At 44.0% G+C, this 24,941-nt stretch carries 18 protein-coding genes; 8 read left to right on the top strand and 10 right to left on the bottom strand.

The window, feature by feature from the left end; genetic code table 11:
• The first annotated feature begins 133 nt into the window (after positions 1–133).
• The 3 genes from HWQ23_RS10075 (at position 134) to miaB (ending at position 3,699) form a co-directional block, all read left to right on the top strand.
• Positions 134–1,570 carry a carotenoid oxygenase family protein gene (locus tag HWQ23_RS10075; RefSeq protein WP_292827207.1) on the top strand — a complete coding sequence of 479 codons (1,437 nt, stop codon included), beginning with the start codon at positions 134–136 and terminating at the stop codon, positions 1,568–1,570.
• A gap of 117 nt (positions 1,571–1,687) precedes the next feature.
• A complete protein-coding gene (locus tag HWQ23_RS10080; RefSeq protein ID WP_292827210.1) occupies positions 1,688–2,266 on the top strand; it encodes a Uma2 family endonuclease in 579 nt (192 codons plus the stop codon).
• A 68-nt stretch (positions 2,267–2,334) separates the two neighbouring features.
• On the top strand, positions 2,335–3,699 hold the full coding sequence (miaB, locus tag HWQ23_RS10085) for a tRNA (N6-isopentenyl adenosine(37)-C2)-methylthiotransferase MiaB (protein ID WP_292827213.1): 1,365 nt from the start codon (positions 2,335–2,337) through the stop codon (positions 3,697–3,699).
• A 247-nt stretch (positions 3,700–3,946) separates the two neighbouring features.
• Here miaB and HWQ23_RS10090 read toward each other — a convergent pair whose 3' ends face one another.
• The 6 genes from HWQ23_RS10090 to HWQ23_RS10115 all read right to left on the bottom strand — a co-directional run bounded on the left by HWQ23_RS10090 (position 3,947) and on the right by HWQ23_RS10115 (position 16,528).
• The gene (locus tag HWQ23_RS10090; RefSeq protein ID WP_292827216.1) at positions 3,947–6,367 is read right to left on the bottom strand and encodes a hypothetical protein; all 2,421 of its coding nucleotides are present in this window, start codon (positions 6,365–6,367) and stop codon (positions 3,947–3,949) included.
• A 265-nt stretch (positions 6,368–6,632) separates the two neighbouring features.
• Positions 6,633–7,259: a transposase gene (locus HWQ23_RS10095; RefSeq protein WP_292827218.1), complete on the bottom strand. Its 627-nt coding sequence runs from the start codon at positions 7,257–7,259 to the stop codon at positions 6,633–6,635.
• A 76-nt stretch (positions 7,260–7,335) separates the two neighbouring features.
• Positions 7,336–11,475, bottom strand: coding sequence for a TonB-dependent receptor (locus HWQ23_RS10100; RefSeq protein WP_292827221.1), 4,140 nt, complete (start codon positions 11,473–11,475; stop codon positions 7,336–7,338).
• Positions 11,472–13,022 (bottom strand): hypothetical protein, encoded by a 1,551-nt coding sequence (locus HWQ23_RS10105; RefSeq protein WP_292827224.1) that lies wholly within the window; start codon positions 13,020–13,022, stop codon positions 11,472–11,474. Before HWQ23_RS10105 ends, HWQ23_RS10100 begins: the two co-directional genes overlap by 4 nt.
• 259 nt (positions 13,023–13,281) lie before the next feature.
• Complete coding sequence (locus tag HWQ23_RS10110) at positions 13,282–13,845, bottom strand: hypothetical protein (protein WP_292827227.1); 564 nt, start codon at positions 13,843–13,845, stop codon at positions 13,282–13,284.
• 172 nt (positions 13,846–14,017) lie between these two features.
• Positions 14,018–16,528 (bottom strand): beta strand repeat-containing protein, encoded by a 2,511-nt coding sequence (locus HWQ23_RS10115; protein WP_292827230.1) that lies wholly within the window; start codon positions 16,526–16,528, stop codon positions 14,018–14,020.
• A gap of 822 nt (positions 16,529–17,350) precedes the next feature.
• Between HWQ23_RS10115 and thrC the strand changes: the two genes are divergently transcribed.
• Both thrC and HWQ23_RS10125 read left to right on the top strand, forming a co-directional pair.
• Complete coding sequence (gene thrC / locus HWQ23_RS10120) at positions 17,351–18,655, top strand: threonine synthase (RefSeq protein ID WP_292827233.1); 1,305 nt, start codon at positions 17,351–17,353, stop codon at positions 18,653–18,655.
• A gap of 89 nt (positions 18,656–18,744) precedes the next feature.
• Positions 18,745–19,020, top strand: coding sequence for a ubiquitin-like small modifier protein 1 (locus tag HWQ23_RS10125; RefSeq protein WP_292827236.1), 276 nt, complete (start codon positions 18,745–18,747; stop codon positions 19,018–19,020).
• Between the two features lie 86 nt (positions 19,021–19,106).
• Here HWQ23_RS10125 and HWQ23_RS10130 read toward each other — a convergent pair whose 3' ends face one another.
• The 4 genes from HWQ23_RS10130 to HWQ23_RS10145 form a co-directional block, all read right to left on the bottom strand.
• On the bottom strand, positions 19,107–19,232 hold the full coding sequence (locus HWQ23_RS10130; protein ID WP_292827239.1) for a hypothetical protein: 126 nt from the start codon (positions 19,230–19,232) through the stop codon (positions 19,107–19,109).
• A gap of 126 nt (positions 19,233–19,358) precedes the next feature.
• On the bottom strand, positions 19,359–19,637 hold the full coding sequence (locus HWQ23_RS10135; protein WP_292827242.1) for a hypothetical protein: 279 nt from the start codon (positions 19,635–19,637) through the stop codon (positions 19,359–19,361).
• An 80-nt stretch (positions 19,638–19,717) separates the two neighbouring features.
• Positions 19,718–20,509 carry an efflux RND transporter permease subunit gene (locus tag HWQ23_RS10140; RefSeq protein ID WP_292827618.1) on the bottom strand — a complete coding sequence of 264 codons (792 nt, stop codon included), beginning with the start codon at positions 20,507–20,509 and terminating at the stop codon, positions 19,718–19,720.
• A gap of 317 nt (positions 20,510–20,826) precedes the next feature.
• Positions 20,827–21,969 (bottom strand): BMP family ABC transporter substrate-binding protein, encoded by a 1,143-nt coding sequence (locus HWQ23_RS10145; RefSeq protein ID WP_292827245.1) that lies wholly within the window; start codon positions 21,967–21,969, stop codon positions 20,827–20,829.
• A 217-nt stretch (positions 21,970–22,186) separates the two neighbouring features.
• On the opposite strand from HWQ23_RS10145, the gene HWQ23_RS10150 reads away from it, so the two are divergent.
• From HWQ23_RS10150 to HWQ23_RS10160, 3 genes are all read left to right on the top strand, one after another.
• A complete protein-coding gene (locus HWQ23_RS10150; protein ID WP_292827248.1) occupies positions 22,187–23,686 on the top strand; it encodes an acyl--CoA ligase in 1,500 nt (499 codons plus the stop codon).
• A 136-nt stretch (positions 23,687–23,822) separates the two neighbouring features.
• Positions 23,823–24,269, top strand: a complete 447-nt coding sequence (locus HWQ23_RS10155; protein ID WP_292827251.1) for a hypothetical protein — start codon at positions 23,823–23,825, stop codon at positions 24,267–24,269.
• A gap of 101 nt (positions 24,270–24,370) precedes the next feature.
• Positions 24,371–24,592, top strand: coding sequence for a type II toxin-antitoxin system HicB family antitoxin (locus HWQ23_RS10160; RefSeq protein WP_292827255.1), 222 nt, complete (start codon positions 24,371–24,373; stop codon positions 24,590–24,592).
• Positions 24,593–24,941: the final 349 nt, after the last annotated feature.

Consider the following 24,941-nt stretch of genomic DNA (forward strand, 5'->3'; position numbering starts at 1 on the left):
TTGATGACTATGAGCTAGCTCAGTTAACGAGTAATATCATGTCAAAGCCTCTATACATCTCCAGCTAGAGGCATTGATAAAAATGTCAGAATGAAAGTAGGTACATCGATAATTTATCAAGCGAAAAATTCATATGCATACTATTGATAAAAAGTCAATAACAAAAGCTTGGGCAGGTGCGATCGCAGAACCGGCAAAAGAATTTCCCCCTACGCAACTGCCAATTATCTCTGGCAAAATCCCAGATGGCTTGCGTGGCACACTTTACCGCAATGGCCCGGCACAGCTAGAACGCGGTGGCGATTGCGTGGGACACTGGTTTGATGGAGATGGGGCAATTCTCGGCGTCCATTTCACTGATGCAGGAGTTACTGGAGTTTATCGCTATGTGCAAACAGCAGAATACCAAGCTGAAACTAAAGCAGATAGGTTCCTCTATGGTGTTTATGGTATGCACACCCCAGGGCCGATCTGGAAGCGCTGGGGACAACAAATGAAAAATGCAGCGAATACCTCAGTGTTGGCTTTACCTGATAAACTGTTGGCTTTATGGGAAGCAACAAATCCCTATGCCCTTGACTTGGAAACTTTAGAAACGAAGGGATTAGATGATTTAGGTGCTTTGGACAATGGATTACCTTATTCTGCTCATTACAAGCGCGATCCAGACACAGGAGAGATTTTTAACTTTGGAATTAGTATAGGAAGTTCTGTACAACTGAATCTCTACAAAAGCGATCCGACTGGCAAAATTATCCAAAAAGCTGCTTTTAAGCTAGATCGCTACTCAATAATGCATGATTTTGTTTTAACTCAAAGGTATCTGGTATTTTTCATGCCACCGATGCGGTTGAAAATGCTGTCACTTATGCTAGGCATGACTACCTTTAGTGAATCTTTGTTGTGGGAACCTCAGTTAGGAACCCAAGTGTTAATCTTTGATCGCGAAAACTTATCCTTAGTTAGTCGTGGCGAAACCGATCCCTGGTTTAATTGGCATTTTGGCAATGGCTATGAAGATGAAGACGGTTCTGTGATTCTAGACGTGGTGCGATATTCAGATTTTCAACAAACTAATGAATATCTCAGAGAAATCGCAACTGGTGAGACACACACAGTTCCAAGAGGAAGATTATGGCAAGTGCATCTCAATCCTCAAACAGCTAAAGTGACAGCAACGCAAGAAGTTATCAAGCGCAGGTGTGAGTTTCCCGTAGTGCAGCGATCGCAAGTTGGGCAACCTTGGCGCTATACTTATGTATCATTAATGCCCCAAGAAACAGATACAGGTGAAGAATTGTTTGGTGCGATCGCTCGCTTCGACTACAAAACCGAAACCCTCACCGAAGCAGACTTAGGAGAAAACCGTTATCCTTCAGAACCCATCCACGCCCAAGATAGCCAAAACCCTTCACAAGGTTGGGTGCTAACCGTTGTCTACGATGGTAATTCTCATAGTAGCGAAGTTTGGGTATTTGATAGCGATCGCCTCGATGCCGAACCCGTTTGCAAACTAGGATTACCCAGCGTCATCCCCCACAGCTTCCACGGCACTTGGAACCCAGCCTAACAAACCCTCTGCGTTTCCCTTAGCTACCTGGAGCGTTTAAAAAACAATCCTATTGACCAGACGTAATTAATCGCATCTGGTCAATGCAAAATCAAAAATCCCAAAAAGCCTTGCCCTATGCAATTGCAAGAAAAACGCGATTATTCTCCCACAGAATACCTAGAACTAGAAGTCATTTCCGAATATCGTCATGAATATATAGACGGTGAAATTATACCCATCACAGGTGGAACACCAAATCACAACCAAATAGCTGGTAATTTTTGTGCAGCCCTGAATTTTGCTTTGAAGCGACAACCTTATCGAGTATTCATAGCTGATCAACGTCTATGGATTCCTAAAAAGCGAATTCATACATATCCTGATGTAATGGTTGTTGCAGGTTCATTAGAATTTTCTGAGGGACGTACAGATACAATTACTAATCCCTTAGTGATTTGTGAGGTGCTATCCAAATCTACCAGAAGCTATGATATAGATGATAAATTTGCGGCTTATCGCACCATACCCAGTTTTCAGGAATATGTTCTGATTGATCAGTACAAAAATCATGTAGAACAATATTCTAAAACTGACGACAAAAAATGGATTTTCTCAGAGTATGAAGAAGAGAATAGTATTCTAATACTATCGTCTATTCAATTTCAAATCTCACAATCAGATATTTATGATAAAGTTGACTTTGAGGCTAAATAATAACCAGATAAATCGTTATAGAATAGAAATAAACCTTATATACAAACGCTAATTAAGTATAATTGCCCATGACCACTTCTAAACGCCACTATCACATCACTACTTTCGGTTGTCAGATGAATAAAGCTGACTCAGAGCGCATGGCTGGTGTTTTGGAAGACATGGGCTTTGAGTGGTCAGAAGACCCGAATAATGCAGATGTGATTCTCTACAATACCTGCACAATTCGGGATAATGCCGAGCAAAAGGTATATTCCTACCTTGGCAGACAGGCGAAGCGTAAACATGAGCAGCCTAATTTAACCCTGATCGTAGCTGGTTGTGTTGCCCAGCAGGAAGGGGAAGCGCTATTGCGGCGAGTCCCAGAATTAGACTTGGTAATGGGGCCACAACACGCCAACCGTCTGAAAGATTTGCTAGAGTCGGTGTTTGCTGGCAACCAAGTTGTCGCAACCGAGTCAGTTCATATTATTGAAGATATCACCCAGCCGCGACGTGATAGTAAAGTCACAGCTTGGGTAAATGTAATTTACGGCTGTAACGAACGCTGCACCTATTGTGTGGTTCCCAACGTCCGAGGTGTCGAACAATCTCGCACACCGTCAGCTATCCGGGCTGAAATAGAAGAATTAGGACGCCAAGGTTACAAAGAAGTTACTCTACTCGGTCAAAATATTGACGCTTACGGCAGAGATTTGCCAGGAACAACGCCAGAAGGTCGGCATCTGTACAACTTCACAGATTTACTTTATTATGTGCATGATCTGCCGGGGATTGAAAGATTAAGATTTGCTACTAGTCATCCTCGTTATTTTACAGAGAGATTAATTAAGGCTTGTGCTGAGTTACCCAAAGTCTGCGAACACTTCCACATTCCCTTTCAATCTGGGGATAATGAACTTTTAAAGGCGATGTCGCGGGGTTATACCCATGAGAAATATCGCCGGATTATTGATACCATTCGGCGGTATATGCCAGATGCTTCAATTAGTGCTGATGCGATTGTCGGTTTTCCTGGGGAGACAGAAGCACAGTTTGAAAATACCCTGAAACTGGTGGAAGATATTGGCTTTGATATGTTGAATACAGCAACATATTCGCCGCGTCCAGGGACACCAGCCGCGTTGTGGGATAATCAACTGAGTGAAGAAGTTAAAAGCGATCGCCTCCAACGCCTGAATCATTTAGGAAACTTGAAAGTCGCCGAGCGATCGCAACGTTACTTTGGACGCATTGAATCGGTTTTAGTAGAAGACCAAAATCCAAAAGATCAAACCCAGGTGATGGGACGCACTGGCGGTAATCGTCTGACATTCTTCAGTGGCGACATCAAAGAATTGAAAGGGCAGTTAGTGAAGGTAAAAATTACCGAAGTTCGCCCTTTTAGCTTGACAGGTGAACCAGTTGAAATCAAACAAGCCTTGTCTGTCTGAGAAAATAGACTTCTTGCATAAATCAAAAAAAGAACCCCACCCCGCCTTTGACTTACGTCAAAGTCTCCCCTAAGAGCAGGCTCTTAGGGGCTGGGGGTGGGGTGTTAGGGGACTTTTGCAAGAGGTGTAATGTTTTAAAATAATTCGTAATTGATAATGACGCTCTACCAGACGCTGCGCGTAGCTTGCTTCTGGGCAGGAGTACGCAGACTCACTAACGTCATTACAAATTAATTAAGCCCTTCCCCTATTTCACCTTGACACGGAAGCGAACAAAGCCATAAGAATTAGCTGGTGTGCCAGTTCCAGTTGATGCGGGTAGATTGGGTAAATCGGAACTCCGGGTGATATTCACCACCACAGCTCCATTGATATTAATACCACAGGATGATGGTATACCTGATTCGTTAGCTGTATAAAAATGTCCGCGATCGCCATCCTGTGCATTGGTAAGATAAGCCGTAGGAGTGCTAGAACCAAGTCCAAGGGCAATACCTTTATCTGCTCCTGGTAAGCCGCCATCACTAGGAGTCATACCATTAAAAGCAGTAGAAAGAAAAGTAGTATTGGTAGGTACTAAGTCACAGATTTGCACCCTAGTTACATCACCCTGACCATTCGAGAGGAAGTATATCGTGTATTCTAAATCATCTCCTGGCTTAACTATCCCAGCGTTGATCATTCCGCGTAAGTAACCGCTAGGCCATGGGTTACTGCTGTCATCATCAATATCACGAGGAGATGCTACGTAGTTAGCAGCATTAGAAGAAACGTCGCTGCGACCATCTACAATGTCGGTTAAGTTCTGGCTGTTAATCCGGGTGATGCGCTTCACTAAAATTAACTGAGGTTTGCCAGTGAATGGCATAGTTACCGTAGCAGGTGTAGGATCTTCCTTCCCTGCTTTGTCTACTGCGGCTATACTAAAAGCGATCGTTGTAGTGCCATCTATATTCGGATCTACTGTTAGTTTGGTCGGATCATAATTAGTAATAACTTGGTTGGCTGTCACAGCTACACCGTTGTAATACAGTGTCCCATTATTTGGTAGACTAACAATCTTGAAACTGTTGCCAGAACCAAAGTTCCCATCTTCCGGGTCAGTGCCTGATAGTGTTGGCACTTGTACAGTATTGGTTCCCCCTGGATTTTTTTTTGTAGAGCCGATGACATTATTAGTGTCGGGCAACTGCTCAATTCCAAAGTCCTTACTAGAGATGTTTGTACCAGTATTAAAAGCAGCTGTTGTTAGTGGGCTAGTATTGACCCAGTTAGAGGGCAGAGATGGCGCAGGGGCAGTATTACCAACTGTGCCAGCAGTCGTACTTAAAATAATTTTGACATCGTTTTGATTAAAGGGAACATTGATAAAGGTGTAAGTGCCATCTGCCGCGACAGATGTTGTCACCAACACTTTATTAGTTGAATCTACCAGAATGGCATTTAACAACCCACCTGCATTAGTGCCGGTTTCCGAACCAGTATTGATATTAGTAAAAGTATTGTTAGCGCTATTGTCGGCATCATCCCAAACCTTGCCACTGAGGAAATCATCATCATATATGGTATAGCTGGAAGCGATCGTTGGGGAACCACCACAAGTTGTTGTTGAACTGGCGAAAAAACTAGATGAAGGTTGGAGAGTGAATACGATTGTCCTCATACCTTGAGGAATATTGTTATTAATAACAGTAAAGGGAATGGTAAAGACACTAGTGGCATCACTCCCGTCGTAGTTACCCGAAGGGATAAAGATATTAAAAGTGGATGTGCCGGATGTTGTCTTGTAGTCTGTACCCAAAGTCGCTGTACCACTCACCGAAATAGGAACGGAGATTCCGCCAGTTGGTACTAAACCAACGATTCTGAGTTTGGGGGGGTTAGTTGTAGGGGTAGTTTCCGATTCTGCTGCACCACCTGAACTTGCTGTAAACTCGAGCACAGGTAAACCAGCAAATTGAACTTCATCAAGGAAGTTACCTACAGTATTGTCCCCACCCGCCGTGGAAACGGCCGCAAATCCTACAGGTTGATTAGCAGAAGCAGCAGTGTAAGGCACTGTGCCAGTGTATCGCACCCAGCCATTTCCGGCGTTATTGTTACTGACATTAGGAATAGTTGCACCATTCTGTGCTACTGGTTGTGCCGTGACTGTTCCATCGCTAGTTGTTGAGAACCTGCCAAAAATAGTATTTAGTCCAATTAGAAAATTCGCCACATCAGGATTAGTTGCACTTGAACGCCCACGATGTAGAAAAGAGAACGTAATCGTCTCATCTTTAATAAGGCACAAATTTTGATACAACTCAGAAGCTTGTTCTGCATTTAACTCAGCAAATTGATTCCCTGCATTGGTTGCTGTACTAGCACCAATAAATCCTGAAGTCCAAATCTCAATCAGCGGTACTGATCCTGGAGATGTATAACCAGTACAGCTACCTGTTCCTGCTTTTACTGAGCCATGAGTTGTACTCCAACCAGGGATAAGGCTTTGATCGACTTGAACGTAACATTGTTGACCAGCAGAACCAAAAACAGGTGACTCAAAGCCGGGATTCAGGAACGATCGCTGGATATATTGAGCCTGCGCTACTGTAGGTTGAAGTACTAATGTCGCACCGATTAGTCCCCAGCCGAAAGCATTAAAATTTTGCCATAAATTCTTCATTAGTAAATTACCATAAAATAACCTTTACAAAACGCTGATCACCTTAACCCTAATCATCAATGAGGGCTGATTAACCTCAAAAAACTCTCCAGTCTTTAGCTTGCCCAAAGGCTGGCAAAATCTAACAGTTGCATTTACATTTAGTGCCGTGATCGCTTTTAAAAGTTAAAGAAATATTTCATTTGAAATTTAATTAATCCTGGCTATAAATTGACGATTTGTAGAGACGTTGCAATGCAACGTCTCTACATTGTGGGTATAAACATCACATCCATAAATTTGTAGGGTTATTTTTGTCTTTGTCCCATTTGATCGGATTATTAATGATGTATTCTCGAATTCGGTCTAAAGAACCATCGGCGCGAATGATCTGGTCATAAAATCGAGGCTGCCAAGCAAAATTTTCATAACCATTTTCCCGACACCAACGGGTAACGGCAGATTTGTATGATCCTGCGATCGCCCCTAATGAACCTGGTTTTGGGGATATTTCAGACATGAATTGACGCTGGGTAATGTCACATAAGGTTTCCTGTTGAATTCTGTCGCGTTGTGTAGAGACGTTGCACTGCAACGTCTCTACATACTGCAACGTCTCTACATTTTGGGATAGGGGTTTATCAATAACCACAATTCCGTGGACATGATTGGACATAATTACGTATGTATCAATTTGGATATGTTCAAAATGGTTGGGAATTTCTACCCAATATTTTTGAGCAATTTCTCCTATTTCCGAAAGTTTTACCTGACCTGACACGACCAGACCAAAATAATCAAAGCAATCTTTAGTACAAATGGTGATGAAATACCAACCATTAGCAGCATAATTTCGATTTGGTAAACGGGTGGACTCTACGCGGTATTTACCCTGAAATTTCGGTTTAATCATGGTGACAATTCCCTATCCGTTATTTACAACCTCAATGTAGAGACGTAGCAGTGCTACGTCTCTACAAATAACAGTTTTATATTTCATGCTTTTGCATCGCCGTTGTTGCCGCCTTGAGTTTATTCACCAAAGTTTTCATTGCAGATTCCTGTTGTTGGCGTGGAGCAATTTTTTGCTGTCCAAAGCCTTCAAACAATTCGTTGAGCTTAACCGTAAAGCCCAAATACGCGCCTCCCGCAGAACGTGTGCCAGAAAAATCTCGGTCATCAACTTTACCAAAGACATATCCAGCAGAAAGGCGCAGGTTAGGCGTGAGGTAGTAGCCTGTTTCTACAACAAACCCTGTTTCGCTGTAGCTAGACTGACTAATTACACGAGCTTCACCAACTAAATCCCAGCTATATCCCAAACGATAGGTAGCGCGTAATTGGGCCAGATTTACTGTGCTAGTACCAGCTAAATCATTAGCTATGTAAGAAGTACTGTTACGCAAAGCATATTTCCCGTAAAATTCCCATTGCCAGTTAGGAGCGTAAATAGCTTCTAAAGCAAAGGTATGGTCTTGGGAACCCGTACCACTCCCTAAGAGGATGGTGTCAGGAATAGTTGCCGGATTTTGGCGATATTCATAACGCAACAAAGCATTAAATTTATCGTTATTGGGATCGCGGTAGGCTAAACCCAGCTTGAGGTTAGCAGTATCTCCCAATCCTGAAAGCTTTTGATTGGAAGAACCACCTTGTTGATAACGTACCAAAGCTGTGAGAGCCGGGGAAATTTTACCCGCAGCACCTGCGGTAATTACTGTATTACCACCACCAGAAGAGGAACGATGTTCATAACGGGCGCTGGCTTGAAACTGTGGATTATCAGAGTATTCCAGCCCAACGCTGTAGCTATCGCCACCATCAAAGCCGATCGCAGATGCTGATTGACCAAAAGCGAAGGGTTGGGCATATTGTTGGCCTGTTCCAGTGCGTCCGAAGAAGTTGCCAAATACGTGTTCGTAAGCGAGGTTCAGCCGCAATCCATGAGCAATAGTCCAGCGATTATTCAGACCGATCGCTCCTTGGGTAGTCATTTCGTTAGCACCACCCAAAATTGAGTAACGACCGGTCAAGGTGGTATCTGATCCGAGTTTGTGTTCACCATTGACACTCAAGCTGGTGATCGAATTACCCGAATATTGACCGCTAGTGTAAAACTGTTGGGCGAGACTGACGCTGACACCAGGAATTACTGCCCAATTCAACCCTAAAATGGTACGGTCTGGGTAAACTGTATCTTTTTGGGAAGATAGACTTAGTTCATTTTGCGCCTGAAAAGTCAGGTTCTTCGCAATCGGAACTGAAAAACGTGATCGCAGTTGATCAGAAGTACTACTCAAGGCGCTGTCGGGGATGCGGTCTTCCCGATGGCGATGAATCCAATCCACATCAAAGGTAGCGCTACCCAAGCGTTGTTGAATCCCGGCGGAAATCGTCGTCAGCGAATTATTAACTCCGCTCCCAGGTATGGCCTGAGAACGCGGTGCAAACAGTTCTTCAAAAGTATCTAGTGGTTGAGGAGCAATCCCAAAATTGTCTTCGTGGTCATATTGTGCTCTAACATTGGTAGTTGAGGTGAGTTTCGCTGTAACCTGCGCTCCATAACGGGTCTGTCCTGGGACAAAGCTGATGGTGGCATTATTGGCAAAACCCGTATCAGCAAAGCGATAATAGGCACGACCTTGAATCCCATTCGCAATTTCTCCCTCAGCTTCTAACCGATACGCATCACCACTGACCTTTCCCACAACATCAGAATCATTAGTGGAATGGGCATATTCTGCGATTAACTTTCCCTTTTCACCCAAAGCAATCAGGGCATCTGCGCCGTAGAGTTGAAAGTCACGCACCCCGTGATTTTCTTGAACGTAAGTTGCTCCTACCCAACTTTCTTGGTTGAGTTTGCGGGAAAGGTTATATTGTAAACGACCAGCATAGATACTGCCGTCAGAGTCTTGGCTGTCATATTGGTAAGTAACAACAATCCGGCGTACCAACACTTGTCCAGTTTGATCAATATCGGTGCGAAGAATCGGTTCGCGGAATAATAAAGTACCGCGATCGTAGTCGATTTCGTAGTCTGGGCCTCGGTTTAACTGTTTGCGTTCTAGTACAGTCCCAGGACGATTAAGTTCTTCTAACTCAATAAAGATATTTTCGCTACCTGCTTGTAGTAGCCTGCGAGAGAGGAAGTAATAACCACTAGTACCATCGGGAGCAATGGTATCCCGTTGAAACCCTTCTAAGTGGTTGCCATAGAAACCTGTAATTTGTAAGTTTCCTAAATTGTAGTTAGCTTTAAAACCGTGGAGTTGACGGGTGATAGAAGTAAATTGCTGCGATCGCCGAGCAAATTCTTCTGTGTTATAGTCACCCCACATGGCATAATCAGGATCGGAGCCGGGGATACGAGCCGATCGCTCAAAACGCAGATATACGCTGTCAATCGAAGGAGCGACGGCATCAACTTTCGAGCTATCCCCATAGACAGGATAGTTTTGCTCGCTGGATTGGTAAGTTTTAAACAGACGATTATCGCAGTTGCAATCTTCATTGAGGTTACGAGAACTGTTGTATGCGCCTGTAAACAACCAATCCCCGATCGCACCAGTGGCAAATATCGCGGAATGGAAATCTAATTGCGTTCCGTTGTCTTTGTCAGGAGGGAGGAAATCACGGAAACTCCCGTAATAATTTGTACCTCTAGCGCCCAAACGTAAATCTATTACTCCTGTTACCAAACTCGGACGCAGTGCTGTTTCAAATTGCAGTTCGGTAAAGGCTTCTAAATCATTAGCGATCGCCCGAATTCGCACAGTTTGGGCTTTGAGTTGCGATCGCAAAATCGCTGTAAATTGCCCCGCTTTCGCCTCCACTTGAAATCCCGGTTGATCGGGTTTGAAGTCTTTCCCAACAAACTCGCCAGCCGTAGGTATAAGAGTGATAACGGCATCACGGTTAGAGCGATTACCACTTGCATCGATCAGTTGACCCCGGATTGTCGCCGTGGAACGTCCATCTGCCGGAATACGGGACTCAACTGTTTCTAAAGTTAATTTCTGCGGCGCTCCCCGGACTGCAACTTGCACCGTTACAAGGGGTTCTGTCCCACCGACAACTTGTGCAGAGATGGCGTTATTCCCTTCTTTTAACGAGACACCATACCATGTCTGCGTTACGAGGTTGGTGGCGGAATCACTTTCCGTTCGTCCCACTAAGGAAGAGTCTACCAACGTGCCATTCACCCGCAATTGTGCCTGACTACCAACAGGAAATTGCACAATCACCGTGGTAGCTGGGACATCCACAACGCTGTCAGGCGTAGGAGCCAGGATTTTAATTGCTGTAGGAATGGCGGGAGTGGGAGACACGGGAAGATTTTCATTCACCCCTTGTCCCTTTGTCCCCTTGTCCTCTACTCCTGCTATTTTGCGTAAGCCTCTAGGTAAACCTACAGAAGTTACTGGCTGAAATGGTTGTATTTCCCTTGAAGAAGCTTGAAACTGTGTCTCGGTGTCTTTGCGTGCGTCGTTCTTGTCCTCGATTCCGGCTATTTTGCCTAAGCCTCTGGGTAAACCTACAGAAGTTGCTGGTTGAAATGGTTGTATTTCCCTTGAAGAAGCTTGAAACTGTGTCTCGGTGTTTTTGGGTGCGTCGTTCTTGGCCTCGATTCCGGCTATTTTGCCTAAGCCTCTGGGTAAATCAATAGAAGTTGCTGGTTGAAATGCTTGTATTTCCGTTTTACTTGGCTGGACATCTGGAATTGAAGTATCAGTAGTTGCTGTTGAAGAAGTGGAGGTAAATTCCAGAGGTGAAAACTGCTGCTCGGAACTTCTCAAGAGATGGGGAGAATTTGAATCTATACTTTTTTGAGCAACTTTATTCTGATCGGTTTGCTCTTCAACCTGACTTTTCACCTCATCTGGAAAAACCAAAGCGAAGCCACCCTGTTTCCCTTGTAGGGAAGGGGAAGAATTCAAAGCCTCTCCTTTTTTAGGAGAGAGGTTTTCACCCTTATCTGCTTGCGAAGGGGAATCAGGGAAGAGGAGGTTTTGACTTGTGATTTCTGCTTTGACTATTGCAGGATACAAAACAAAGGTGAGAGCTACTGGCATAGTCCCCATCAATCTCAGGTAAAATGTCGTTGCACAGTGCAGTCTGGGTTTCATTTCTTCACTGGCTCCTGGAATGTGGGGGTGACAGCGAAGTTCATGCGTACCAATCCACCTGGCTCTAAATGCACCAAGCGAGATTGGCTATTGCGTTCCTTGAATTTTTCGTTAGGAGCTAAGGTGTAACCGGGTAAACTGCTGAGGTCTAGTACACCTGTGTGGTATCCAGGTAAGACATTAGCTAAAGAGAACAAACCATTAGGATCTGTAGTGATGCGGTTTCCGTCCTCCAGAAAAATCACCGCATTTGATACCCCAGGCTCACCAGACTGTTGTTCACCATCAAAGTTTTTATCAACAAACACCCGACCGATAATCGTGCCACAGTCAGAAACGATTCCTGCACGAATTTTCAATTGGTGCGTTGCCGGGCCATCCTTAGTGCTAAAACGGTTATCAACTCGTTGAGCATTAACGATCGCACTGTTACGACCTGTTCCCCGCAGCGCATCGGCTGTTAATTGAGCAGCGTAGGCAATATTTAGAACTTTATCAGTAGGAAGTGTTACGTCTGTGCGGAATATCAGCGTGTTACCATTGCGTTCTGAGGTGAGAGTAACTGCTTTACCATCCACCTCTGCCCGCCCAGATTTCGGCAAGAAGTTGAATCCTGATGGTAGGTTGTCGGTGACAAATATATTATTCAAACCAGCATCAGCGAGATTTTTGATCGAGAGGCGGTAGATTACCGTATCTCCAGGTTCAGCAGTAGCGCGATCGCCTGTTTTGATAATCTGCAACTGATTGGGTTGACACAAATTTGTGGTGAATTCAAAGGCTAATAAATCCAGTCCCACAACTTCTGAGTTGGGAACTAAGACAACTGTTTGCTCTAGCCTGGTTTCGCCTGTGAGACTAATTGGTTGACCATCCAAAGAAGTAGCGACATATTGCACCACACGATTACCTTGGGTGCCAGTGCTAGCAAGGATTTCAATTTTGATACGTCGTTGTTTGTAGATAGAATTTGGTGGTGGATTGACTACAAAAATGTAGGTTCTACCTGGATCAGTTTGACCCTTATTCGGATCGAGTAGGAAATTGTAGATACCCGCAGGGTTATTCGTAACGAAGTAGGGATTACTATTCTCAGTATTTGGCGATTTACCGCCAGGAACCTTGTTATTAGGAATATCGGGTAACTCTGTTCGAGTCAGAGAAACCAAGCTGCCCAATTCTGTCCCCGTTGAGTCGCTAGGGTTAGGTTCGTATACGCCAACAGAAAAACCTGTATAGTCAGGTAAAATTGTGCCAGCGCAACCTAAGATCCGCCCTAATGGGTCAACTAATGGGTTAGGACTAATAGGACTAACATTGATCGGACTAGAACTTCCTTGATATTCATAATTACTAGTAGAATCTGTATAAGTATAAGTAGCTTGATTTATTAATGGCAAAGACGCAGCCAGATTGTTAGTCTGTTGGGCGATCGCTGGTATAGGTATAGTAGTATGCAAAACACTTGCCAGGAGAACAGTCGCTGTTAACCGTCGCCACCAGCTACTGCTAGAAGTAATTTGCTTTTGGTTTTGAGGACAGATCATCTATCACATTTCCTCTGGAATGTCAAGCTTGTTGTTAATAAAAACACTTATTTATTTGTGGAAATCCAGAATTTTTAAAATAATTCGTAATTGATAATTACGCCCGTAACGCTATCGAGCGTTACGAGCGCGTCTGGTAGAGAAGCGTTAGCGAGTAATCGAGTGTCGGAACGAGCGTCTGTAACTCGGTGGGCAGCCTCTTCTCTAAAAGAGGCCGCGGTATAAACCTGCCCTTGAGAAATCCCCGTGCCCTCTTCAATCAGCGCACTTGGGTTTGATAAGTCGCCTTGACTGTTGTCTTAGCTGCAAGTGACGGAATCTGCAAACGGATATTGGTGTAAGCAATGGCTGGTGCTGGTTTGGTTTCCACTTTGCCGTCAGGGAGAGTAACTTTAACAGTGGGATTTTCGACATAGGTGCGTCCGCCATCAATGCTATAAGTAACTTTGGCATTGTTTGCAACCTTGACAGATTTAAGTACGTAGACCATTCCTTTGGGAATAGGTTGATTAAGAGTCAAATTCTTCACTGGGCGATCGCTCTTATTTTCGCCAATCAAGGTATATCGCAACACATCACCTGGTCGCACCGCAACTTGACCTTTCAAAGGTTGCCATTTCTGGCTTTGCTTACCTTGTTGATCCTGTGCCACCACTCGCTTTTCAGCCTCTAAGCGCAATTGTATTTGCGGTTGAGTTTTGACATTTTGGGCAACGGCACTTCCTGAATGCCATACATTTGCGATTCCCGGAATTTGACCGACAAATGGAGCTGTAGCAATGAGTGCGATCGCTCCTAAACCTGCAAAAGAAACACGCTTCATATAAATAACCTCAAAAAACTTTCAGAATGTTGATTGCTGATTTATCTTTCCCTGTTTTCGCTGGGGAATAATCAGTTTGTAGTTGGCGATTTAGGACTAAAGCGCTAACTACAAACACAGATGTGCTATCAGACCCCTCTTTGCAAACAAAGAGGGGTGACAATCAAGCTATCTAGTTAACCTTGCGTTGGAAGGTAAATGTTCTTAGAACACCAGGTGCAATCTGTCCAGTAGTAGTATTTACATACTTTGTGACATCACTGTTTACCGTGGTTCCAGTTTGATCGACGCCAGAGTTAGTAGCTGGAGCACCAGTGAAGAACTGGATAGTTGAAGCCCCAGAATCTTTAGCTGAACCAACAATGTTGCTAGTATCAATTTGAGTGTTATTGTCGTTGTCTAGCGCCCAGTTGTTCGGGGTTTGCGTACCATCTTCAGTAATCACAATCTTGTTAGCATTCAGAATTACATTCCCGGTTCCTACTTGAGAAGTAGAAATATTTTTGTAGGTAATCTGATACTCAATAATGTTGCCTGGGGCGGGTTTTTTGGGTGTAACACTAAATGTGCCATCAGCACTATTTGCTAGTGCTGGCCCACTTCCTTGTAAAACTCGTGACTGTTTCAGCAATTGCAAGAAGCCAGTGTATACACGGTCAATGCTGGTGTTTTGGGGTTTTCCAGTAGGTGAACCAGGATTAGTAGTTGAGTCAATAAAAGCGATAACCGGTGTGGGGAAGCCGCGTTCTATAATAGTTGTAACAGTTGCACCTTGAGCAGTAGTATCAGTTGATAGTGGCGTATTAGCAGGTAAGTCAACGCTTACACCATAGTTAGCTTTACCACCATTCGCTGGAACTGCATCAATTCGCAGTGGATTAGTGGCACTAATTGGGCTGCCCCCGGCTGAACCCGTAGCACTTAGGAACGTAAAGCCTGTTGCGTTATTGTACGTGTAAGCGGCTGATAAACTTTGATAGGATATCGTCACCACTGTACCGTTTGGCAAATCAGTTGCTGCTGCTGGTGCTGTAGGTAAGAGAGAAATATTGGCAACAGCTATACCAGTATTCTCAACTGTGTTAGTAAAGGATACCGCAGCCGGATCAACTTTTGAGCCAGGAGCAGTATTGGGTGGAATTAGTGCTGATTTATTAGTGAAGTCATCATTGTTGTCGGTTGGCCCAACGGCATCAGGCACTCCATTTGGCCCATTCAAGAGAGAGCTAGCAGCAGGGGCTGTGAGGGTAGTTGCGTTTATATCCCCAGTAGGACTATTAGCACCAGTGTTATTATTCTGTGCGTCAATTTGATTTGCAGCAGGCGCCGGGCTATTAGGAACAAAGCCGCTGTCTGGTGTAGTAGGAAAGGTTTGATTAACGGAGTTATAGTTATCTGGGTTTTGGTCTCCTGAGTTGTCATAGATTTTGTTGGTCGCGGTCGTGTCTCCAGCAGTTGTACCGGCCACTTGAGCGATGTTGTAAATGGTTGGTGAGGCAGTAGTTGCACCAGTGGCCTTAACTTGGATGCTAAAACCGCTAACAGTTGTTCCAGTACTAACTGAAGTGACAACGTTAGGATCGTTAATGAAACCGATGCGTGTAACTGTACTCAAGGTTCCTGGGGCGGCAGTTGTCCACACAGCCGCGTCAGCATTTGTAGTAGTAGGAGTGATGCTGTAAACTACTTTCCAACCCGATGGGGCAATTGGAGTGCTATTAAGCACTGTATTTGCTGGAATCGCATCAGAAACTAAGATGTGAAGGGGGGTTGTTACACCATCAACATTGATATTTGTACCAGCTAAAGCTGCGGGGGTAATACCACTATTGGTTACGTCATTACTCTCAACTCGCAAGCTCAAACCATAAGTTAGCAGGTCATCACTTAGGTCACTAGAAGTGCCAGCATTAGAATAGGCTGTCCTAGTTTTGAGGATAGTTGCTAAGGCCCTACTATTAGCAGTACTTCCTACTGCAATCTGCTGGGTAGCACTGGCTTCTCTCACACCATTGACTGGCGCTTGTGCTGGGTCGCTATCTACAGTGAAAACGTCACCACCATCAGCAATCCGCAGTTGGTTTTGAGCATCACCAGGAGTTTGTCCTAGTCTGGCAGTGATAATATCGCCTGTTTGAGCGCCAGCTTGGACGGTAACTGGTACACGCACCAACACAGTACCATTAACTGGGATCGCGGCTGTAGTTAGTCCACCAGCAGGAATATCTGTCCAGGTTGCACCGCCATTAGTACTGTATTGCAAATTACCAGATGTAGTACTACCAGGTAATGTACCCGAAACTGTGGCTGGGCCTGTTGTTGTCGCTAAGTTAGGAATCTGGAATTTGGTGACTTCGTTACCGACGTTGGTTACGGTGTAACTGTAAATTAGTGTCTGACCAACGTTAGCAGTACCTGTAACCCCAGAACCTGTAACAGTAATACCAGCGACCTCTGCTACAGTCACGGTGACAGTGTTAGATGTGGAATTGATGGGACTCCCTGGCGCGTTGGGATCTTCGTAGGTCGCTGTCGCTGTGTTACTGATAGCTGTACCCGCAGTAGTTCCCTCAGCTAATACAGGTGCGACAAATTGGAAAAAGCTACCAGTTAACAATGCTGTTGCTACTAAAGCTTGGTAAGGCTTACGCTTCTTGCTGACAGATTTCTTTCGATTTACCATAGGAGTAGTTTGTTTATTTGCTGGACTTGTATCTTGGATTTGGAGACAGGATAAAGTTCGGCAATTCTTTAAAGAATTACCGACTGTAGCTGCCTAAAACTTCAACGTTTCGGGAATATATATTTAAGGAGCTAAATTCACTCCTTAAAAATTAGATTGAGGCAATAATCAGAAATAATTTGTCTACTTGTTTTACGCTTACCCTTGAGACTCAAAGCTGGCAATGGCAAATATGTGTAATTTATTACTATCTGCTAAATTGGCTTGTAAAAATTAATGTAGCTTTTATAGCACAAGAATTCTTCAGTATAAATAACTAACTTTTTTAGCGAAGAATAAGTGCATCAAAGCTGAAAAATTAACTTTATATTGGCAACACACATAGCAATTTTAGTGGGTTAATCAGACGCTCAAAAAACTACAACTTATATCGGAAAGTGCTTTTGAGTCCTTGGTATCATATATGCATATTAACCCGTGGAGTCATTTAGATAAAAAAATGGAACCTTAACTAAATGATCTAGATCACTTAAAATAGGATAGTGATTTAAATAAATGCAAACTCATCATCGATAGAATGCTATTTAATCAGATTATTCCTCAGTTTTAATACTGACAAATTAAATTATTGCCTTATTTTATACTTTAATAATATGTACGTGTAAATACTAAATACAAGAATTACTGATATTAAAATTTTACAATAATCATTTTTTTTAGTACTAAACATACCCGACAATTTTTGTCGGGTATGTTTGACTGGTATTTTTGCTCGTGTTACTATTCAGGCAACAGCGACAGAGAAACAGGGAAAGCTAGTTTATGACTCAGGCAATCACAACCCAAACCAAAGCCAGCACTGCCTACTTTCAAGCCTTGAAATGTAAGGAATGTGGTGCGGAATATGAACTCAAAGCCACTAATGTTTGTGAGTTATGCTTTGGGCCGTTAGAAGTTAAGTATGACTACAGCGCCCTGCGTCTAACTGTCACTCGTGAAACAATTCAAGCTGGCCCCAATTCAATTTGGCGCTACCGTCCCTTTTTGCCTGTTGCAACTGACAATGTTATAGATGTGGGAACTGGTATGACTCCCTTGGTTCGTTCCCACCGTCTTGCCCGTCGCCTGGGTCTAAATAAGCTTTATATAAAAAATGATGCGGTTAATATGCCCACCCTTAGCTTCAAGGATCGGGTAGTGTCAGTTGCCCTCTCTAGGGCGCGAGAGTTGGGTTTCACTACTGTTTCTTGCGCTAGTACTGGTAACTTGGCAAATTCTACAGCTGCGATCGCAGCTCACGCCGGTTTAGACTGCTGTGTGTTCATCCCCGCAGATTTAGAAGCCGGTAAAATTATCGGTAGCCTGATTTATAGTCCCACCCTGATGGCCGTCAAAGGCAACTACGATCAAGTAAATCGTCTCTGTTCCGAAGTTGCTAATACATACGGCTGGGGTTTTGTCAATATTAATCTGCGTCCTTATTACTCTGAAGGTTCCAAGACGCTAGGCTTTGAAGTTGCTGAACAACTAGGCTGGGAACTACCTGATCATGTTGTTGCTCCTTTGGCTTCGGGTTCGCTATTTACAAAAATTTATAAAGGTTTCCAAGAGTTTGTCGAAGTTGGTTTGGTAGAAAGCAAGAAAGTTCGTTTCAGTGGCGCTCAAGCTGAAGGTTGTTCACCCATCGCCCAAGCCTTTAAAGAAGGACGCGACTTTATTAAGCCAGTCAAACCGAATACAATTGCGAAATCGTTGGCGATCGGCAATCCAGCAGATGGCATTTATGCTGTGGAGTTAGCCCAGAAGACTGGTGGTAACATTGAATCAGTCAATGATGCAGAAATTATTGATGGCATCAAGCTGCTGGCAGAAACCGAAGGTATCTTCACAGAAACGGCTGGTGGTACAACCGTTGCCGTGCTGAAAAAACTGGTAGAAGCTGGCAAAATTGATCCAGATGAAACCACCGTGATTTACATCACTGGCAATGGTCTAAAAACCCAAGAAGCAATCCAAGGCTATGTTGGCGAACCCTTGACTATTGATGCCAAACTCGATAGTTTTGAACGTGCTCTAGAGCGATCGCGTACTTTGGATCGCTTGGAATGGCAACAAGTCCTCGTTTAGTTAGGAGTTAGGAGTTATGAGTTTTTTTTATTCATAACTCTTTACTCTTAATTTTATTCCTCACTCTTCACTCTTCACTTTGTACTTCTATGGCTGTAACAGTTTTAGTTCCTACGACTCTTCAAAGTTTTACTAATAATCAAGCTACTCTAGAATCCAACGGTAGCACCATTGCTGAATTGTTGGACTCCTTAGAACAAAGCTTTCCTGGTATTAAATCCCGGTTGTGCGATGAAGAAGGTAAGCTACGTCGGTTTGTAAATTTTTACGTCGATAGTGAAGATATCCGCCATTTAGATGGTATAAACACAACTCTTAAAGATGGTGATGAAGTAAGTATTGTCCCTGCTGTCGCGGGTGGTTAATACAGAGAACACCAAATAAACTAGAAGCCTGACTAGACAAACCTTTAAGAGATTCCTCGTTCCCAGTCTGAGACTGGGAATGCCCATTAGTGGGCTGCTGCCTCCCTTACTCGCGGCAGAGACGATGCAGCCACCATTTCCAGATGATTATAGGTGGAAACGAGATTTTCTCTGGTATTTTGGCTGAAGTTGACTCCCGCCTCCTTAGACATAGGCGTGAAATTAAATATGCGTTATCTAGAACCCTTGTAGAGACGTAGCAATGCTACGTCTCTACTTCTTCGGGCCAGTAGCGTGTTGTTCTGTAGGCAAGTTTTTTGAAATCTTGCACTAACAGATCAGTAATTTTCTTTATCTATACTTGAGTGAATAGCTTTGCTCAAATCCCGCAGCAAGTCTTCTTCCGCATCCCGCTCTTCCTTGAGTTCTCGAATCATTTCCTGACTAGAACCAATCAGTAAACCAGCAAATGCACCCACAATGGCGTATTTTTGCTCTAAATGTTGATACATTTGACTCGTGTAGGGACAAGGAAGTAAATTAGCAGCAATAAAACCAATTCCTGCACCCACAAATGCTGTCACAAAGCCAGAGAAAGCGATCAGTTTAGCATTCATTTGCTTTGCTCCAAAGCTTATTATTTTGCTAAATTCTTAGGAGATACCTATATTGTCTCAGTGGCTCCTAAAATTGCAACTTAATCTTTACCTCTTGTAATATAAGGCACAGTGGGGGAGATGGGGGATGAGCGGGATGAGGGAGATAAAAGGAAGCCGTTGTAATGGGAGATCACAGATGGATCGGTAGTGGGTGTAATTTTGGCAACCTCACTCAATGACACCATTTGGTTATTTGCCGATCGCACATAAAGCCGTCGGATATCATCAGGCGATCGCCGATAGTTAGCGTCTGACTGAACATATACGCGGTAGGTACGCTGTCCCAAGGTAAAATCGTTGACATACTGCGAACCAATTGCAGCTGAAAGAGTGCTGACGGCTTGTTGAAAATCGATGTTAAGTGCTTCTAAACGAGTGCGATCGAAGTCAATTTGAAACTGTGGTGTACTGGCAATAAACTGTGTAAAAACGCCGCCTTTGAGCGTCGGTTTTTGATTTGCTTGGGCTTGGCGGATATTTGCCTGTCCTTGCCGGACGGCTGCCCTAGCTGCTGCGACTTGTTTTTCGGCTGCTTGCAAGTCTGCGATCGCAGTTTGTAAATTATTTCGGGCAATGTCTGACTGTTCTCTGGCTATGGCTCCTTGGCTAACTAACTGTTGTGTACGATTGAATTGTGTCCGTTGCAGCTGAACATTTGCAGCTGCTTTGGCGCGTTGGGCTTCGGCTTGTTGTTGCTGGGCTTGGGCAGTTGCTAATGCTGCTTGTGCGGAATTTGCATCTGCGATCGAACTGGCGACATTAGCTTGAGTCTGATCTAAACTCAAGGATGCGATCGGTGTACCTTGCTGCACTCGCTGACCACTTGACACCAAAATTGATTCGTCCCTGAGTTTGGGGCTGTAGCATGACTTTTTGTTGCGCTTCCAATGAGCCGACAAACTCCGAACTTTCTTCGATTGTGCCTGCGCCAATTTTCTGAAGGAATCTATCGAGTAGGAATGTAACTCAAACAAAAAAAATAGTATGAAAATAAACGTGTGAGTCCTTGAATCGAGTATAGATACTGATAGAGAGCCACAAATTTATCGTCTGATTACCAGCTTGACGGATATAACCCTATTTCCTACTTTAACAGGCAGAAAGCTGGCTGTAATTCTGTTAATTAATTTTTTTTAAATATTGCTTACTATAATTTAACCTTGGGAATTGACCCTTCAATTCCCTCAACATACCAATCCATCGCTAGTTGTCCCTGATCATCTAACACCTTACCCTTTAGCACTCGCACCACCCCTTTTTGGTCTTTTAGCGGGCCATCAAAAGGATGTGCAGTACCCTGAATAAACTCATCGCGCTTCGCATTCACCAGTTGTTGCACATCAGCCGGAATCGCCTGATTCATCGGGGAAATATCCACCATTCCTTCAGCAATGCCATCCCAAACCTCTTGAGACTTCCAAGTATTACTCATTACAGCCAAGGCTTTATCTGTATAGAATTTGCCCCATTTGTTAATAGCTGATGTCAAGTGGGCTTTTTGACCAAACTTACTCATATCAGTGTTGTAGCCAAAAGCATAAATGCCTTTTTCCTCAGCCAGTTGGACAATGGCACCAGAGCCGGTATGTTGTGTTAGTATATCCGCATTTAAATTCACCAAAGCTTGAGCTGCTTCTCTTTCTTTAGCTGGATCGTACCAACTTTGTACCCAAAGTACCTTAACTTTTGCTTGGGGATTTGTTAGTCTTACTCCTTGAGTGAATGCACTGATTCCCCGAATTACTTCTGGTATTGGGTATGCGCCAATAAAACCAACTACATTTGATTTTGTCATCTTGCCAGCAATCATGCCGGTTAAGTAACGCGGTTCTTCAAAACGTCCCAAATAAGTGCCGACATTGGCAGCACGTTTGTATCCTGTACAGTGTTCAAAGACAACATCACCAAAGTCCTTAGCAACTTTAATTGTTGGGTTCATGTATCCGAAGGAAGTTGTAAAAATCAACTTGTTACCATCTAATGCTAGTTGGCGAATCACCCCTTGGGCGTCAGCACCTTCGTTGACATTTTCGACAAAGGTAGTTTTTACCTTATCTTGAAGATTGGCTTCCATGTCTCTGCGGCCTAAATCATGGGCATAAGTCCAGCCAAAATCACCCACAGGGCCCAGATAAACAAATCCCACCTTCAGAGGTTCATTTACCGCCACAGGCGACGCTGAGGGAGGCACCTCACCCTGCAATTTGGAATTTTTGCCTTGAACACAACTAGTTAAGGCAAAGCTAGATCCTGCTAAAGTGACATACTTTAGAAAATTCCGACGATCCATATTTTATCGATGGGGTTTAGTTGCTCAAATAAATTGTTCTGATTATCTAGTAGCGACAAACACACTATTGACTTAATTTTAGCTCTTGTTTTTTGGCGTAAACTTACTTACAAAAGAAAGCAAATAATGGGGAATGAGGGAGTGGGGAATCGGGAGTGGGAGATGAGGGGGAAGGATTAATAATCAATGCCCAATTGTACTAATCTGGAGGTTTTTAATGAACTTATTTGAGCTTTTAGTAGGGGAAGACAATCATCCAGCCCTAGTTACGCCTGGGGGGCGATCGCTAACTTATAAGCAATTGCGCGAGAATGTTGTTGGGCTGGTATCCCAACTCAACAGCTTTGGATTGAAACGGCCAGAACGCATTGCCATTGCCATGACTAACGGTTCACCAATGGCGATTACCTTTTTGGCTGCCGCCCTGTGTGGCACTGCTGCACCCTTAAATCCCAAATACAAGCAAGAAGAATTTGCCTTTTACTACGAAGATACCCAAGCAAAAGCACTGATTACGTTGTCTGAGGGGACAGAAGCAGCGATCGCCGCCGTCACATCCGACATGATGCTGATTAATGCCAAGGTAAACACTGACGGCACATTGAACTTTGAATTAGTCAAAACAGGCTCACAAGCAGAATCCTCGAATCCCGCAGCCCCCAACGCCGATGATCTGGCGATGATTCTCCACACTAGCGGCACCACCAGCCGTCCCAAACGTGTGCCAATTCGTCATCGCAACTTAATCGCCTCAGCCAACAACATCATTGGTGCTTACTCACTCACAGCAGCTGACACTACACTTTGCCTAATGCCCCTGTTCCACATTCACGGATTGGTAGGGTGTTTGCTGGCAACTCTCGGATCGGGCGGCAGATTAATTTGTCCTAATGGTTTTAATGCCCTGGAGTTTTGGAAACTGGTAGATACCTACAAACCCACTTGGTACTCCGCAGCGCCAACCATGCACCAGACAATTTTGGCACGCGCTAGCCGCAACACAGAGATTGTCAAAGCTAACCGCTTTCGTTTCATTCGCTCTAGTAGCGCTCCCTTGCCCCCAATTATTATTGAACAACTAGAGGCAACTCTTAATGCTCCCGTTGTGGAATCTTACAGCATGACTGAAGCATCTCACTTAATGACCACCAATCCCCTACCGCCAAAAGTGCGGAAACCGGGTACTGTCGGTTATGGCTTCGGTGTAGAAGTCGGGATTATGGACTCCGAAGGCAACCTATTATCTCAAGGAAGCTTGGGCGAAGTGGTGGTAAAAGCACCTAATGTCATAGATGGCTACGAAAACAACCCCCAAGCTAACGCCACAGCTTTTGTAAACGGTTGGTTCCGCACAGGGGATCAGGGAACGCTGGATGCAGACGCTTACCTCCGCTTGACTGGACGGATTAAAGAATTGATTAACCGGGGTGGGGAAAAAATTTCTCCTTTAGAAGTGGATGATGTTTTGCTGCGCCATCCCGCCGTCGCCGAAGCCTTAGCCTTTGCCGTCCCCCACAAATCTTTAGGAGAAGATATCCACGCTGCTGTTGTCCTCAAGGGAGAAGCTGACGAAAAAGAACTTTTAGCCCACTGTTCAACCATGCTGGCAGACTTCAAAGTTCCCAAGCAAATTCACATTTTAGATCAACTACCTCGTGGTGCTACCGGGAAACTGCAACGGTTGGCTATGGCGAAATTGCTGAATATAGGGCAGTAGGGAGATGCCAGAGATGGTTTAATTTTTACTGTTAAAAATAATAAAGTAACAGAAATTCTCTGCTTTTATGTTTTGACATAAGCAATTTTGCCAAGAGTAAGCGATACACTAAGGGAAATTCCTTGAGGAAGCGTTGATGGCACGGTCAAGTGGGGTTAAAAATGAAACGTCTGCACAGGAATTGCCTACAATTTCAGACAAAAATACAGTGACAATTGAAGATTCGCCTGCACAGGAATTGTCTACAATTTCAGACAAAGATATAGTGACAATTGAAGATTTGCCCGAACCAGTGGAGGATGTCCAGGATATTGACGACATCTTGAACTCACTCAAAACCTTATTGAGTACCCTAGAAAAGCTCCAAAAAGTCCGTCAGGAAGTGGGCGATATCAAACCGTTGATCGGGCGGATGCTTGATGGTGAACTGGTTGCTGGTGAAGAACTTGAGCAACTAAAGGCAGGTGTGAGCAGTCTTGCTCGCCTTGTTCGTGCTTATAATGACCATCAAATAGCGTTGGCTAAAGCACAATCTGCTAGAAACTTGCTAGATCAAGTCCTTAAAGAGCGTAAAGCTAATTGAAACAACAAGCGATCGATGTCTACGACGAGCTACGCCGGAGCATTTTTTAAAGAGGCGATCGCAGTAAATTAAAGGTGTAACTCAAACTCGTGGCTATCCCCATGAAGTCTTTACAAGACTACACCACTGTTATCCGTCTCGATAATAATGGTACGTTTGTCGCCTATGTACCAGCGATTTCCGGTTGCCATGCTTGGGGACAAACGCCAGATGAGGCCCGTGCTGAACTTGTTTATGTTTTTAAAATGATTCAGGAAGAATACGAAGAACAAGGACGTTTTCTACCCAAAGACGTTGAACTGGTAATTGCAAATGCCAGCTAAAGCCAGTGAATTAGAACGGGTGGCGCGTAAACTCGGTTTTGAAAAAGAAAACGAATGTAGAGACGTAGCAGTGCTACGTCTCTACAAGGGTTCTGGGTAACGCATATTTAATTTCACGCCTATGTCTAATTCCCATTCATGGCAACGCTGAAATTGGTAGTTAGTTAGTTTATAAAATTCTCAAGCAGTTGGGTATTACAGAGGAAGATTTTAACCAGTTAAAGTAATTAGCGCGTAGGCGTTGACGTAGCCTCTCCTTGGCGCAGCCTCTCGTAGAGAAGAGTTGCCGGTCGTAGATATCGCACTCTGAATTCCCCAAGTGCATAGACGCACAAAGCCTTGTCGTCAG

Origin of the sequence: Nostoc sp. JL33 (assembly GCF_017114985.1) — a bacterium.
Taxonomy (GTDB): domain Bacteria; phylum Cyanobacteriota; class Cyanobacteriia; order Cyanobacteriales; family Nostocaceae; genus Nostoc.